Source organism: Tepidimonas sp., from assembly GCF_046292505.1.
Lineage (GTDB): Bacteria > Pseudomonadota > Gammaproteobacteria > Burkholderiales > Burkholderiaceae_C > Tepidimonas.
In genome coordinates, this window is record NZ_JBKBQX010000034.1 from 1 (window position 1) to 14,990 (window position 14,990).

The window sequence follows — 14,990 nt, forward strand, 5'->3', positions numbered from 1 at the left end:
CGCAGCACCTGGGAGGTGCAAGCCGACATCGACGCCGGCCGCCTGATCGCCGTGCTGGACGACTACGCCGCCCCCCCGCGGGCTCCCCCGTGGTGGTCTTCATCCACGGGGGCTATTGGCGCTCGCTCGACAAGTCCGAGCATTCGTTTCTGGCCGTGCCCTTTCGCAACCAGGGCGCATGCGTCGTGGTGCCCAACTACGCCCTGTGTCCCGCGGTGACGATCCCGGACATCGTGATGCAAATGGTGCGGGCCGTGGACTGGGTGCATGCCCATGCGGCCGAGCACGGGGGCGACCCCGAGCGGGTGTATCTGGTGGGCCACTCGGCCGGCGGCCATCTGGCCACACAACTGATGCTGTGTGATTGGCCCCGCGTGCGCCGCGGACTGCCGGCGGATCTGGTCAAGGGCGCGTTGTCCATCTCCGGGCTGTATGACCTGGAGCCCGTCCGTCGGGTGCCGTTTTTGCAGGCGTCGCTGCGCCTGACCGCGGAACAGGTCCAGCGGGTCAGTCCGGCCCGGCTGCCGGCGCCCGCTACCGGAAAGCTCTACACCGTGGTCGGTGGGGACGAGAGCGCGGAGTTTCTGCGCCAAAATGGCTTGATGCGCAAGGCCTGGGGCGCGCGTCGCGTGCCGGTGGTCGAGCGCATCCCGGGGCGCAACCACTTCAGTGTGCTGGAGGAGCTGAGCCTGCCCGGCACCCGGCTGCACGCACTGGCGATGCAACTGGTCTTTGGCATCCCCGCCGGCAGGTGAGGGGCGAGGGAGCACTCGGCGCGCGCCCTGTCGTCACATCAGCAGGTGCTCGCCGGCGTTTTCGCCGCCAAGGATCACGTAATTCACCTTGCGCAGATCGGCCAGGGTGCGCCCGCCGGCGTAGCTGATGGAGCTTTGCAGGTCCTCCTGCATCTCGCGCAGGGTGTCGGCGAGCTTGCCTTTGATCGGCTCCAGGATGCGCTTGCCTTCGACGTGCTTGTACTCGCCCTTGTTGAAGTCGCTGGCCGAGCCGTAGTACTCCTTGTAGAGCTTGCCGTCCACCTCCACCGTCTGGCCCGGGGACTCCTCGTGGCCGGCGAAGAGGGAGCCGATCATCACCATCGCGGCGCCAAAGCGCACGCTCTTGGCGATGTCGCCGTGGTGGCGAATGCCCCCGTCGGCGATGATGGGCTTGGTGGCCACCCGGGCGCACCATTTGAGCGCCGAGAGCTGCCAGCCGCCGGTGCCAAAGCCCGTCTTGAGCCGCGTGATGCACACCTTGCCCGGCCCGATGCCCACCTTGGTGGCGTCCGCGCCCCAGTTTTCCAGGTCGATCACGGCCTCGGGCGTGCCCACGTTGCCGGCGATCACGAAGGTCTGCGGCAGCTTCTGCTTGATGTGCTCGATCATCTTGCGCACGCTGTCCGCGTGGCCATGGGCGATGTCGATGGTGATGTAGTCTGCCCCCACGCCCTCGGCGGCAAGCCGGTCGATCACCGCATAGTCCGCCCCTTTGACGCCGGAGCTGATGGACACGAACAGGCCCTGCTCGCGCATGCGCTTGGCAAAGGCCACGCTGTCCAGGTCGAAGCGGTGCATGACGTAAAAGTAGCCGTTGGCGGCCAGGTATTCGCTGATGCGCTCGTCCAGCACCGTCTTCATGTTGGCCGGCACCACCGGCAGCTTGAAGCGTCGGCCGCCAAACTCCACCGAGGTGTCGCATTCGCTGCGGCTTTCCACGCGGCATTTGCGCGGCAGCAGCAGGACGTTGTCGTAATCGAAGATATCCATGGTCAAGGCTCCGGGGTTGCAGTGGGGGCGGGCGGCGCGTTGTGGCAGTGCGCGGCCCAATGGCTGCGAGCGCTTGATTTGGAGCCGGCCGGGTCCGAAGCCGCCAGCGCGGGGCGGTGGACACAAAAAACCGGGCTCCAACGTTTGGGCCCGGTGCTTGATTCTATGCCAGTTGGCTGGGGCACAATAGGCTGCGTGGGGCGATGCCGCCCCCTTGGAGCGCGTGCGGATGAATCCCTCCACCCTGATCGGTATGGTCGCCAGCGTCGTGCTGCTGGGCGTCCTGATCCTGTTTGCGGCCGACGATCCCTGGCTGTTCATCGATTGGCCCAGCATCGGCATCGTGCTGGTGGGCACCATGGCCGCCACTTTCCTGAGCTACCCGATGGGCGAGGTGCTGCGGGTCTTCAAGCTCATCGGCACCGTCATGCGCAACGAGCGCCTGTACACCGAGCGCGATATCGAGGAACTGGTGGACGTCTCCCGCCTGTGGATGCGCGACGACCCGGTGTTGGTCGAGAAGGCGCTGCCACGCATCTCCAACCCCTTCCTGCGCACGGGGGTGCAACTGGTCATCGACCGCATCCCGGAGGAGGATATCCTGGACCTGTTGCAGTGGCGGATTTCGCGCATGAAGGCCAAGGAAGCGGCCGAGGCGCAGCTCTTTCGCGTCATGGCCAGCTACGCCCCCGCCTTTGGCATGATTGGTACCCTGGTCGGTCTGATCAACCTGATGGACGTGATCGCCAGTGGGGACTTGGTCGTGATCGGCAAACACCTGGCCGTGGCCCTGATGACGACGTTCTACGGCATTTTGCTGGCCAACCTGGTGTTCAAACCCGTGGCCGTCAAACTGGAGCGCCGCACCGAACAGCGGATCGTGCTCATGAACATGGTGCTGCAGGGCATTTCGATGATGTGCGCGCGTCGCAGCCCGTCGCTGATGCGCGAGACGCTCAACTCCTTCGTCGCGCACCGCGAGGATGAAATCCGCGACACCGCTTCCGGCCCGGTGGCGCCCGGCGGCGGCACTGGGACCCCGCGCGCGCCCGGACGGCCCGAAGGGCGCACCCCGTGAACGAACGCCAATGGCACGAAGCCCTGGGCCGCGCCCTGGAGGCGGCGCGCAACGGGGCGGCAGGGGCGACGGGGCCGGGGAGTGCGCCGGTTCCGTCGCCCGCTGCGCCGGTCAGGCCCGGCCCCCTGCAAAAAGGGCGCTACCAGCGCTGGCATGCCGACTCCGAACCCGTGCCGGAGGAGGAGACGTGGCTCCTCACCTACCTGGATGTGGTGACGCTGCTGCTCGTCATGCTCGTGGTGATGTTGGCATTTTCCGAGCCGATCAAGCGCAAGCCGCCGCTCGGCCGGCCCGAGGCGCAGGGGCAGGTTCCCGCCGTGGCCGGGCAGGTGCTGCCGGGCGGCGGGGGCAGTATCGTGCCGCCGGTCGAGCGCCCATCGGCGACGCCGGGGCCGGGGACGCATCCCACCGAGCAGCGCCAGCCCGATGCGCCCGAGCCGCGACCGGGCACCGATAACCCGCCGGCGGCCGAGTCTGCACCGTCCCCGTCCCTCGCCCTGGGGGACCTGGGCAAGGACATCCAGGTGCTGGTGCGCGACGAGGGGGTGAGCTTTCGCATCCCGTCCGAGGTGCTGTTCCCCTCCGGCGAGGCGGTGCTGACACCGGCGGGGCAGGCCATCATCGACCGGCTGCTGCCCGCCTTCAACCGCGTGCCGGACTACACCATCGTGGTGGAGGGGCACACGGACAACGTTCCCATCCAGACGACCCGCTTCCCCTCCAACTGGGAACTGTCCGCCGCGCGGGCCAGCAGTGTCGTGCGCCAGCTCGAGGCCCGGGGCCTGAACCCGACGCGCCTGCGCGCCACCGGCTTGGCGGACACGCGGCCGCTCGCGTCCAACGACACGCCGCAGGGACGTGCGCAAAACCGGCGTGTGGAGATCACGCTGGAGCCGCCGCAGCGCCCGCGCAACTGAGGCGGTGGACGCGAGGCGGCTGCCTACAATCGCTGCATGACCGATTTGTTCGCCGACGGGGCCTCCCCCCATCGGGCCCCGCCGTCCCTGCCGCCCGATCATCCGCTGCTGCGCACCCTCAATCCGGAGCAGCTCGCCGCCGTCACGCTGCCGCCGGTGCACGCGCTCGTGCTGGCCGGTGCCGGCTCTGGCAAGACGCGCGTGCTGACGACCCGCATCGCGTGGCTGCTGGCCACGGGGCAGGCCTCGCCCGGCGGGATTCTGGCCGTCACCTTCACCAACAAGGCCGCCAAGGAGATGCTGACGCGTCTGTCGGCTCTGCTGCCGCTCAATGTGCGCGGCATGTGGATCGGCACCTTCCACGGCCTGTGCCACCGGCTGCTGCGGGCCCATCATGCGTTGGCGGGTTTGCCGACGACCTTCCAGATCCTGGACACACAGGATCAGCTCAGCGCGATCAAGCGGCTGCTCAAGGCCCTGGGCATCGACGAGGAGCGCGTCAAGCCCAAGGAGCTGCAGTGGTTCATCGCCGGCGCCAAGGAGGACGGGCTGCGCCCGCGGGACATGGCGGCGCGCGACGAGGACACGCGGCAGAAAATCGAGCTCTACCGCCGCTACGAGGAGCAGTGTCAGCGCGAAGGCGTGGTGGACTTCGGGGAACTGATGCTGCGCTCCTACGAGCTGCTGCGCGACCACGAGCCCCTGCGGGTGCACTACCAGCGGCGCTTTCGTCACCTGCTGATCGACGAGTTCCAGGACACCAACCGGCTGCAGTACGCGTGGATCAAACTGCTGGCCGGTGACGAGTCGGGCGGGCGCTTCGTCCCATGCGGCAATGCGGTGATGGCGGTGGGCGACGACGACCAGAGCATCTACGCCTTTCGCGGTGCGCGTGTGGGCAACATGAGCGACTTCGTGCGCGAGTTCGGCATCGCCGCGCCCATCAAACTGGAGCAGAACTACCGCAGCGTCGGGCACATCCTGCGCGCGGCCAACCACCTGATCGACCACAATCGCCAGCGCCTGGGCAAAAACCTGCGCACCGAGCAGGGCGATGGCGACCGTGTGCGCGTCGTGGAGCTGTCCAGCGACTTCGAGGAGGCGCAGTGGGTGATCGACGAGATCCGCCAGCTCACGCGCCAGGACGGCGTGCCGCCGCAGGAGATCGCGCTGCTCTACCGCAGCAACGCCCAGAGCCGGACGCTGGAGGGCGCGCTGTTCAACGCCAGCATTCCGTATCGCGTCTATGGGGGGCTGCGCTTTTTCGAACGGGCCGAGATCAAGCATGCGCTGGCTTATTTGCGCCTGCTGGAAAATCCGCACGACGACACCAGCTTTTTGCGCGTGGTCAACTTCCCGCCACGCGGCATCGGGGCGCGCACCATCGAGCAACTGCAGCAGGCCGCGCGCGAGGGCGGCTGCTCGCTGCACGACGCCGTCACGGCCGTGGGGGGCAAGGGCGGCGCCCATCTGGTGGCTTTCGTCGCCAAGCTGGACGTGATGCGTGAGCGCAGCGTCGGCCGTCCGCTGCGCGAGATCATCGAAGGCGTGCTGGCCGACAGCGGACTGGTCGAGCACTACCGCGCCGAGCGCGAGGGGGCCGAGCGCATCGAAAACCTGGAAGAACTGGTCAACGCCGCCGAGAGCTTCGTCAGCCAGGAAGGCTTTGGCCGCGAGGCCGTGGCGCTGCCGCTGGACGAGACCGGGTCGGCGGCGCTGCCGTCCGCCGGGGTGGAGGCCGAGACCGGCGAGACCGTGAGCCCGCTGGTCGCCTTTTTGACCCATGCGGCGCTGGAGGCCGGGGACCACCAGGCGCAGGCCGGGCAGGCGGCCGTGCAGCTGATGACGGTGCATGCGGCCAAGGGGCTGGAGTTCGACGCCGTCTTCATCACCGGGCTGGAGGAGGGGCTGTTTCCGCACGAGAACAGCCTGTCCAGCCTGGACGGGCTGGAAGAGGAGCGCCGGCTGATGTACGTCGCCATCACGCGGGCGCGCCGGCGGCTCTACCTCACGCATGCGCAGACCCGCATGCTGCACGGACAGACCCGCTACCACATCCCCAGCCGGTTTCTGGACGAATTGCCGGAAGACAGCCTGCAGTGGCTGAGCCCGCGCCGCGCGCGGGGCGCGGGGGGGTGGGGCGGTGGCTGGGCCGCTGGAAGCGCCGCGATGCCCGTTGCGCAGGCCGTCGCCCAGCCTGCTTGGGGCCGCAGCGCCCTGGGCGACGATCGGCCCGCCGGCATGGCGGGCATTCCGGTGGCACGGGCTCCGGCGCGCAGCGAGCCGGCCGTCAGCGCCAGCGGGGCCGAGATCCGCACCGGCATGGCGGTCTTCCACACCAAGTTTGGCGAAGGCCGCGTGCTGGCCATCGAAGGGCAGGGAGCCGATGCCCGTGCCCAGGTGGACTTTCGGCGCCATGGCACCAAATGGCTGGCGCTGGCCGTCGCCAAGCTCACCCCCGTGGCCTGATCCCCCGACCGCTGCCCAACGAATCCATGACGACTGCCGCCACCGACCGACAGGCCCTCGTGCTGGGAGCCGGCATGATTGGCACCTGCACCGCGCTGCATCTGCAGCAGCGTGGCTACGAGGTCGTGCTGGTCGACCGCCGTGAGCCGGGGCAGGAGACGTCGCTGGGCAACGCCGGCCTGATCCAGCGCGAGGCGGTGGAGCCGTATCCGTTTCCCCGCCAGTGGGGCAAGCTGGTGCAGGCCGCCCTGGGCTTGGGGGTGGATGTGCACTACCACGTGTCGGCGCTGCCGTCTCTGGTGCGCCCGCTGTGGCGCTATTTTCGCGACTCCGGGCCGACGCGGTATCCGCGGCAGGTGCAGGCCTACGCGCGCCTGATCGAGCATTGCCTGGACGAGCATCGGCCGTTGATCGAACAGGCCGGGGCGGCCGAAGCGGTTCGGCCGATCGGCTACCTGGACGTGTACCGCACGGGGCGCGCGTGGGAGGCGGCTGCGCGCGACGCCGAGCGGCTGGCGCAGGTGTTTGGTCTGCGCTGCGCCGTGCTCGATGCGGGCGGTCTGGCCCAGGCCGAGCCGGCGCTGCGCCACCCGCTGGCGGGGGCCGTGCACTGGCAAGACCCCTGGTCCGTGCGCGATCCGGCGGAGCTGGTCAGCGCCTATGCGCGGCTGTTCGTGCAGCGCGGCGGACGTCTGATCCGGGGCGACGCCATGGCCCTGACCCCGCACGGGCGCGGTTGGCGCCTGCCCTTGCCGGACGGCGCCATCGACGCCCCAGTCGCCGTGGTAGCGCTCGGACCTTGGTCCGACGCCCTGTTGCAACGGTTGGGCTACCGGCTGCCGCTGTTCGTCAAACGCGGCTACCACCAGCACTACACCGGGGGCGGGACCTTGCAGCGGCCGGCATTGGACGCCGAGCGGGGTTTCGTCCTGGTGCCCATGCGCCGCGGCCTGCGCCTGACCACGGGCGCTGAATTTGCCCATCGGGACGCGCCCGCCACCCCGGTACAGGTGCGTCGGGCCGAAGCCGCCGCGCGCGAGCTGATGGATCTGGGCCAGGCGCGGGATGCATCGCCCTGGCTGGGGGCACGGCCCTGCACGGCGGACATGCTTCCCATCATGGGGGCGGCGCCGCGCCACCCGGGCCTGTGGTTCAACTTCGGGCACTCCCACCAGGGCTTCACGCTGGGGCCGGTGGCTGGCCGCCTGCTGGCGGAGATGATCACGGGCGAGCCGCCCTTCGTGGACCCGACGCCGTACCGCCCCGAGCGGTGGGGCTGACGGTTCAGGCCGGAGGTTCGCCCTCGTCGGTCAGGAAGCTGTCGCGGAAGGTGAAATACAGCGATGTGAAAAACGCCGCGCTCAGCAGCGACGCGACCGGAAAGACCAGCACCTGCATCGCCGACGCCCCACCCAGTGCGGACGCCAGCAGCACGAGCATGAGCGACACCCCAAAGAACACCGCCGACCAGCCGAGCATGAACACCAGCAGCGCCCCTTTGTTGGTCCAGCAGGCCACCAGACTGAAAAACAGGCTCTTGACGGGGTGGATGCCGTGCCAGTGGACCAGGGCCGGCGCATGCCAGAACGGCAGGCCCAGCGGCACGTAGAGGACCGCTTGCCAGGCCAGATTGCGCAGCACGGCCGGCTCGGTCAGCGCCGTCTCGCCCCCTTCGAGGGTCGCATCGGCCGGCGCCCCGGACAGCCACGCGGCCAGCGTCATCACCACGACGGACCCCAGCGCGTACAGTCCGCCGAGCAGCAGCATCGCTCGCACGCGCTCGCGGCCGGCGCGAAAGGCGCTCGCCAGCACCGTGGGCATTGGGAAGCGGCCGCTGTCGGCCTCTTTGGTGGCAGCCATCAGGCCCAGAGTGGCCGCCGGCAGCAGGGCGAGAGCCAGAGGGGCCCCCAGCACCGGGACCATGGCGAGCACGCTCACCCCCATGATGAACAGGAAGAACAGACCTGCCATGGCCAGGGGCTGGCGAAAAAACGTGCGCAGGCCCAGCCGGACCCAGAGCAGGCCGGTGCGGGCGGGGACGCGGTGCAGCTTCATCGGGGGTGGGCGCGGTTCAACACTCGGCGAGGCGGGCGCGCAGCACCCGCTCGAAGTGGGTGGGGTCGTGCGGCTTGAGCACGGCCGCCTGCCGTGGCAGGTACCAGTCCCACAGGCGCGAAATCCAGAACCGCAGCGCACCAGCCCGGCGCATCGCGGGCAGCATCTCGCGCTCGGCGGCGGTCAGCGGACGGACGGCCTGGTAGGCCTGGAGCAGGGCCTGCGTGCGCACGGGGTCCGTCGTGCCGTCGGCGAGGTCGATGCACCAGTCGTTCAGGCACACCGCAATGTCGAACAGCCAGGTGTCGCAGCCCGCGAAGTAAAAATCGAACAGACCGCTGAGGCGCCCGTCCTCGAACATCGCGTTGTCGCGGAACAGGTCGGCGTGGATGGGGCCGCGCGGCAGCCCCTGGTAAGCGGGGGTGGCGGCGATGTGGTTCTGATAGGCCAGCTCGGCCGTCAGCAGCGCCGTTTGCTCCGCGGCCAGGTGGGGCAGGATCACGGGCACCGTCTCGTTCCACCACGCCAGACCGCGCAGATTGGGCTGCTCGCGGTCGTAGTCCTGCCCCGCCAGGTGCATGCGCGCCAACATCGCGCCGAGCTGGGCGCAGTGCTCGGGGCCGGGGGCCAGCTCGTGGTGGCCGCGCAGCCGGTTGACCACGGCGGCGGGCTTGCCCCGCACCGTGTGCAGGATGGCCCCGCTCGCATCGGCCTGCGGATCGGGCACGGGGATGCCTTTGCCGGCCAGATGCTTCATCAGGTACAGATAAAAGGGGAGCTGCTGCGCGGTCAGCCGCTCGAACAGGGTCAGCACCCACTCGTGCCGCTGGCCGTCGCGCTCGGTGCTGACGAAGTAGTTGGTGTTCTCGATGCCACCGGCGCAGCCCGCCATATCGACCAGGCGGCCCAGGCCGAGCCGCTGCATCAGGTCCGCGGCCTCGTCGCGGCCCACCTCGGTGAAGACGGCCATGGCGAGTCAGAACGCGAGCACGCGCCAACGGCGCGATCCGGCCCCCGAGCGCTCATCCGCGACGCCGGGGTCGATCGGACGGATCTCGTAGCCGGGCAGGGCGGAGCGGGTGCGCACGTCGATCGAGCGGGTCTGGCCGCCCACGCGCAGCTCCTCGATGCGGCTGTGGCCATCCTGGTGCAACAGGCGCTCGACCTTGGGCTCGGGCGCCGTGGCGGCCGCCGGGGCGCTGTCGGCGGTTTGTGCCGTGGCGACGCAGGTGAACAGGACAGCGGCCACCCCGAGGGCGTGGCGCAGAGACGGAGCGAATCCGGCGACCGCGGCGTGGCGCCGACCATCGCGGGCATAGGGGCGGGGCGGTTGGAGCATGACGCCCTGATTGTAGGCAATCGGCCATGCACAATAGCACGATGACCGACCGCGACCCCGACGCCCCGCTGCTCGTGCTGGTGGATGGCTCCAGCTACCTGTACCGCGCCTACCACGCCATGCCCGACCTGAGGGCCGTGCCCGGCGATCCCACCAGTCCCGCGACCGGTGCGATCCGCGGCATGATCAACATGTTGCAGGCCTTGCAGAAGGAGCATCCCTCCGACCACATCGCCGTCGTGTTCGACGCGGCCGGGCCAACGTTTCGCGACGCCCTGTATCCGGAGTACAAGGCGCACCGCGCGCCGATGCCGGACGACCTGCGTGCCCAGATCGCCCCCATCCACGAGGTCATTCGGTTGCTTGGTTTGCCTGTGCTGAACGTGCCCGAGGTGGAGGCCGACGACGTGATCGGCACCCTGGCCAAGACGGCCGCGGCCCAGGGCTGGCGCGTGATCGTCTCCAGCGGCGACAAGGACCTGAGCCAACTGGTGGACGAGCGCATCACCATCATCGACACGATGACGGGCAAGGTGCGCGACGTGGCCGGGGTGGAGGCGGAGTTCGGCGTGCCGCCCCGGCTGATGGTGGACTTTCAGACCCTGGTCGGCGACGCGATCGACAACGTACCCGGCGTGGACAAGGTCGGCCCCAAGACGGCCGCCAAGTGGCTGCAGACCTATGGCTCGCTGGATGCCATCGTGGCGCGCGCCCACGAAATCAAGGGCGCGGCCGGCGACCATCTGCGGCGTGCCCTGGACTGGCTGCCCACCGGCCGCCAACTGCTGACGATACGCACCGACTGCGATCTGGATGGCCATGTGCCCGGCCTGCCGTCGCTGGAGGCGCTGCGCAAGCGCGCCCCCGACACCGACGCGCTGCGGGCGTTTTACCAGCGCTATGGCTTCAAGGGGCTGGCCCGGGCGCTGGGCGGCGAAGGCGATGCGGCCGCCGCCCCGGCCCCCGCGGCGGCGCAGGGCACGCTGTTTGGCGATCCGCCGCCTGCGCCCGCCCTGCGCTATGAGACGGTGCTGGACTGGGCTGCGCTCGATGCATGGCTGGCTCGCCTGCGCGCCGCGCCCCTGGTGGCGCTGGACACCGAAACGACCTCGCTGGATGCGATGCGCGCCCGCCTCGTGGGCCTGTCGGTCAGCGTCGCACCGGGGGAGGCGGCATACATCCCTCTCGGTCACGACTACCCGGGTGCGCCGGCCCAGTTGCCGCTCGTCGCGGTGCTGGAGCGCCTGCGGCCGTGGCTGGAGGACGCCGGCGCCCCCAAGTGCGGTCAACATGTCAAGTACGACCGGCATGTGTGGGCCAACCACGGCATCGCCGTGCGCGGCTACGTCCACGACACGCTGCTGCAGAGCTATGTGTTGGAGGTGCACAAGCCCCACAACCTGGAAAGCCTGGCCGAACGCCATCTGGGGCGCCGCGGCCTGAGCTACGAGGACCTGTGCGGCAAGGGGGCGGCGCAGATCCCATTTGCGCAGGTGCCGCTGGAGCGCGCCGCCCCCTACGCCTGCGAGGACGCCGAAATGTGCCTGGCCGTGCATCAGGTGTTGTGGCCGCGGCTGCAGGCCGAGCCGGCTTTGCAGCGCATCTACGAGTTGGAGCTGGCCGTCTCCGACGTGCTGTTCCGCATGGAGCGCCAGGGGGTGCTGATCGACGCCGACGCGCTGCATCGGCAAAGTCATTTGTTGGGCGAGCGCATCGCCGCGCTGGAGGCCGAGGCGCACGCGCTGGCGGGCCAGCCATTCAACCTGGGCTCGCCCAAACAAATCGGCGAGATTTTCTTCGGGAAGCTGGGCCTGCCCGTGGTCAAGAAAACCGCCACCGGCGCGCCCAGCACCGACGAGGAGGTCCTGGAAAAGCTGGCCGAGGACTATCCGCTGCCGGCGCGCATCCTCGAGCATCGCAGCCTCTCCAAGCTCAAGGGCACCTACACCGATAAGCTGCCCGGCATGATCCATCCCGCCACGGGGCGGGTGCACACCCACTATGCGCAGGCCGTGGCCGTTACCGGACGGCTGGCCAGCAACGACCCCAATCTGCAGAACATCCCCATCCGCACGCCCGAGGGGCGGCGCATCCGCGAGGCCTTCGTGGCGCCCCCGGGCTGGTCCATCGCCAGCGCCGACTACTCGCAGATCGAGCTGCGCATCATGGCGCACCTGAGCGAGGACGCGGCCTTGCTGCGCGCGTTTGCCGAAGGGCAGGATGTGCACCGCGCCACGGCGGCCGAGGTGTTTGGCCTGCCGCCAGAGCTGGTCAGTCCCGAGCAGCGCCGCTATGCCAAGGTCATCAACTTCGGCCTCATCTATGGCATGAGCGCCTACGGCCTGGCCAAGGCGCTGGGCATCGACGCGACGGCGGCCAAAAACTACATCGAGCGCTATTTCGAGCGGTTTGCCGGGGTGCGCCATTACATGGACCGCACGCGGGCCGAGGCCAAGGCACGCGGCTATGTGGAGACGGTGTTCGGTCGCCGCCTGGTCCTGCCCGAAATCAATTCCCCCAACGGGCCGAGGCGCAGCGCCGCCGAGCGCGCGGCCATCAACGCGCCGATGCAGGGCACGGCCGCCGACCTGATCAAGATGAGCATGGTCGCGGTGCAGCGCGCGCTGGACGAGCAGCAGCGACGCACGCGCATGGTGCTGCAGGTGCACGACGAACTGGTGTTCGAGGTGCCGCCGGACGAGATCGACTGGGTGCGCACCGAGGTGCCGCGCCTGATGGCCGGCGTCGCGACCTTGCGCGTGCCGCTGGTGGCCGAAGTGGGCGTGGGCGCCAACTGGGAGCAGGCGCACTGACGGCGCGCCGCCCCCTGCTCAGGGCGGGCTGCCGCTCGGCCCGGTGGCCAGCCCGATCAGCCGCGCCTGCTGGGGCCCGTACGCCTCGGCACTGCGGCAATCGGCCGCCAGCAGCTTCTGGTACACGGTGGTGGCGGTCGGTGGCGGCAGCATGGCGCGCAGATAGCGCGTCAGCGTCAACTGCTGGGCTCGTCCGAGTTCGGTCGCGCAGGTCTGGTGGCCAAAGTCCGCGTCGGGCGGAATCTGGCTGAACACCACCCGCGCTGGCGTCGGGCCGTCCGCCATCTGCCGCCGGGTCCCGGCCGCAAACACCAACCAGCAGGGGGTGTGGCACGAGCCACCGGGCGGAAGCGCCGTGTCCCAGCCCCGGTTGCGCACCATCGCGCCGACGGTGATGGCATCGCCCACGGCCCCGTCCACGGCGCCCAGCACGAGCGTGCGGCGTTCGCAGTCCCGTTGGCCCACCGCGTCCAGCGCCTGGCGCAGCCGCTGAACGGCGCCGGCGTGGAGTGCGCCCCGCCAGTGCAATTCGCACGCTGCGCCCATGTGCCGGGCCGTCAACGATCCCCCGTCGTACGCGAAGTCACGATCCGATGCGCTCGCCACCTGGGTGATGCTGGGCCGCGGTGCCGGGGCGCCACAGCCCGACAAGGTGGCGAGCACGGCCAGGGCAATCCCCCCAGTCCATCGCGCACGGCGGACGACACACGAAACAGACCACAGCCTTGCCGTCATGCGGGAGTGTCCGCTCGTGCCTGGGACATCGCGTCACACCATCCCATCCACGGAACTCAGCCCAGCCGGAAGCGCCCCACCTGTTGGGCAAGTTGCAGCGCTTGCTCGCGCAGAGCAGCGGCGGCCGCCGATGCTTCTTCCACCAGGGCCGCGTTTTGTTGCGTGACGCCGTCCATCAACGCAACGGCCTGATTGATCTGTCCCAGGCCATCGGCTTGTTCGGCGCTGGACGTAGCGATCTGGCGCATCAGCTCCGTGACGCGTTCGATGCTGTGGACGATCTCGGCCATCGTCGAGCCTGCCGCATCGACCTGATCTTTGCCTGCCCCCACTTTAGTGACCGAGTCGCTGATCAACGACTTGATCTCGCGCGCGGCCTCGGCGCTTCTGCCGGCCAGATTGCGTACCTCGGAGGCGACGACGGCAAAGCCGCGCCCGGCTTCGCCCGCGCGCGCGGCTTCCACGGCGGCATTCAGCGCCAGGATGTTGGTTTGGAAGGCAATGCCGTCGATCACACCGATGATGTTGGCGATGCGTTGCGACGAATCGTTGATGTCGTTCATCGTCTGCACCACCTGGCGCACCACGTTCCCGCCGCGCTCGGCAATCGCCGACGCCTGCTCCGCCATTTCGTCCGCCTGCCGTGCATTGGCCGCATTCTGGTGCACGGTGCTGTTGAGCTGCTCGGTGGCCGAGGCGGTCTGCTCGAGCGAGCTGGCCTGCTGCTCGGTGCGCTGCGACAGGTCCAGCACGCCGCTGGCCACCTGGCTGGCGGCGCTGGCGATGCTGTCGGAGGCTTGTACGACGCTGCCGATCAGGCTGCGCAGGCCCTGGCGCATGCGCTCCAACTGGTGCAGCAGGTGGGTGATCTCGTCGCCGCCGTCGGCCCGCACCGGTTGCGACAGGTCGCCGCCCGCGATCGCCGTGGCGGTGGCGTCGGCCGTGGCAAAGCCCGACGACATGCGCCGCTGCGTGGCCACCATCAGCGCCGTCAGCGGCAGCGCCCCCAGCAGCAACACCGCCGCCACCACCCCCAGCGCCAGGTCGTAGCGGCGCTGCGCGGCCTGTGCCTCCAGCTCGGCGCGCTTGAGCTGCTCGTCACGCAGCGCCTGCATCGCTTGCTCGAATGCGGCACCTTCGGTGCGGCCGGCCACCAGGAAGGCCTGCATCACCTCGACACCAAAGTTGTCCTGCCGGATCGCCTCCAACGCCTGGTCGCGCTTGGCTTGCCAAGCCTTGCGCGCGGTCTGGACCGCCTCGTACAGCCGTCGCTCCTCCTCATCCATCAAGGCCACCCGGTCCTCGATCACCTTTTGCGCCTGGTTGTTGCTGTCGCGTTGCTGGGCAATGGTGTCCAGGTGCATCGAGGTCGGGTGGTCGTGCAGCACCTTGGTGGGACTGTCCGGCGCGTGCTGGAACGCCAGCAGCACGTGCAGCCGGTTGTCGTAGTAGTTGCGCAGCATCGTGGCCAGGGCCTCGGCCACCGCCATGCGGTGCTGGTGGATTTGTGCCAGGCTTTCCTTGGCGCGGTGCATGCCCCAGAGGGCGACGCCGACGACGAGGGCGAGCGTGACGAGGTAGCCGACGATGACGGCGAAGACGCGCTGGGTCAGGCGCAGGCGGTTGAGTAGGTCGCTCATGGGCACTGGCGTGGGTTGGGGATGGCGTGGAGCGGGCCACCGGTGCGATTCCCATGCCGAGCATGGGGGAACCGTGCCCGCTTACCCTTGATCAGCATGATAGGGCGGAGTCAATAATCAAGTGCAACACCCCTGATCTGCCTTGCACGTGACCCTGCCACCGCCTCATGGGAACCCG

12 protein-coding genes are annotated in these 14,990 nt (G+C 69.4%); 6 read left to right on the forward strand and 6 right to left on the reverse strand.

Annotated elements, in window-relative coordinates; genetic code table 11:
• Positions 1-89 precede the first annotated feature (89 nt).
• Positions 90-755 (forward strand): alpha/beta hydrolase, encoded by a 666-nt coding sequence (locus ACK4TH_RS10505; RefSeq protein WP_409626115.1) that lies wholly within the window; start codon positions 90-92, stop codon positions 753-755.
• 33 nt (positions 756-788) lie between these two features.
• On the opposite strand, the gene ACK4TH_RS10510 is transcribed toward ACK4TH_RS10505, so the two are convergent.
• Entirely contained in the window at positions 789-1,766 is a 978-nt protein-coding gene (locus tag ACK4TH_RS10510; RefSeq protein ID WP_409626118.1) for a GMP reductase, read from the reverse strand.
• A 229-nt stretch (positions 1,767-1,995) separates the two neighbouring features.
• Between ACK4TH_RS10510 and ACK4TH_RS10515 the strand changes: the two genes are divergently transcribed.
• Genes ACK4TH_RS10515 through ACK4TH_RS10530 form a run of 4 tightly spaced genes read left to right on the forward strand, consistent with a single transcriptional unit; the run spans position 1,996 to position 7,510 of the window.
• On the forward strand, positions 1,996-2,844 hold the full coding sequence (locus ACK4TH_RS10515; protein WP_409626121.1) for a motility protein A: 849 nt from the start codon (positions 1,996-1,998) through the stop codon (positions 2,842-2,844).
• Positions 2,841-3,761, forward strand: a complete 921-nt coding sequence (locus ACK4TH_RS10520; RefSeq protein ID WP_409626123.1) for an OmpA family protein — start codon at positions 2,841-2,843, stop codon at positions 3,759-3,761. Before ACK4TH_RS10515 ends, ACK4TH_RS10520 begins: the two co-directional genes overlap by 4 nt.
• 36 nt (positions 3,762-3,797) lie before the next feature.
• Positions 3,798-6,230: a UvrD-helicase domain-containing protein gene (locus tag ACK4TH_RS10525; protein ID WP_409626126.1), complete on the forward strand. Its 2,433-nt coding sequence runs from the start codon at positions 3,798-3,800 to the stop codon at positions 6,228-6,230.
• Between the two features lie 26 nt (positions 6,231-6,256).
• Positions 6,257-7,510 (forward strand): NAD(P)/FAD-dependent oxidoreductase, encoded by a 1,254-nt coding sequence (locus tag ACK4TH_RS10530; protein WP_409626129.1) that lies wholly within the window; start codon positions 6,257-6,259, stop codon positions 7,508-7,510.
• A 4-nt stretch (positions 7,511-7,514) separates the two neighbouring features.
• Here the strand turns inward: ACK4TH_RS10530 and ACK4TH_RS10535 are convergent, their stop codons facing one another.
• From ACK4TH_RS10535 to ACK4TH_RS10545, 3 genes are read right to left on the reverse strand one after another with little or no spacing between them, the layout of a single operon-like run.
• Positions 7,515-8,285 (reverse strand): BPSS1780 family membrane protein, encoded by a 771-nt coding sequence (locus tag ACK4TH_RS10535; protein WP_409626132.1) that lies wholly within the window; start codon positions 8,283-8,285, stop codon positions 7,515-7,517.
• Positions 8,286-8,301: 16 nt separating this feature from the next.
• Positions 8,302-9,255 carry a homoserine kinase gene (locus tag ACK4TH_RS10540; protein ID WP_409626135.1) on the reverse strand — a complete coding sequence of 318 codons (954 nt, stop codon included), beginning with the start codon at positions 9,253-9,255 and terminating at the stop codon, positions 8,302-8,304.
• Between the two features lie 6 nt (positions 9,256-9,261).
• On the reverse strand, positions 9,262-9,624 hold the full coding sequence (locus ACK4TH_RS10545) for a hypothetical protein (protein WP_409626138.1): 363 nt from the start codon (positions 9,622-9,624) through the stop codon (positions 9,262-9,264).
• A gap of 41 nt (positions 9,625-9,665) precedes the next feature.
• On the opposite strand from ACK4TH_RS10545, the gene polA reads away from it, so the two are divergent.
• The gene (gene polA, locus ACK4TH_RS10550; RefSeq protein WP_409626141.1) at positions 9,666-12,437 is read left to right on the forward strand and encodes a DNA polymerase I; all 2,772 of its coding nucleotides are present in this window, start codon (positions 9,666-9,668) and stop codon (positions 12,435-12,437) included.
• Positions 12,438-12,455: 18 nt separating this feature from the next.
• Here polA and ACK4TH_RS10555 read toward each other — a convergent pair whose 3' ends face one another.
• Both ACK4TH_RS10555 and ACK4TH_RS10560 read right to left on the reverse strand, forming a co-directional pair.
• On the reverse strand, positions 12,456-13,043 hold the full coding sequence (locus tag ACK4TH_RS10555; RefSeq protein ID WP_409626144.1) for a hypothetical protein: 588 nt from the start codon (positions 13,041-13,043) through the stop codon (positions 12,456-12,458).
• A 185-nt stretch (positions 13,044-13,228) separates the two neighbouring features.
• A complete protein-coding gene (locus ACK4TH_RS10560) occupies positions 13,229-14,812 on the reverse strand; it encodes a methyl-accepting chemotaxis protein (protein ID WP_409626147.1) in 1,584 nt (527 codons plus the stop codon).
• Positions 14,813-14,990: the final 178 nt, after the last annotated feature.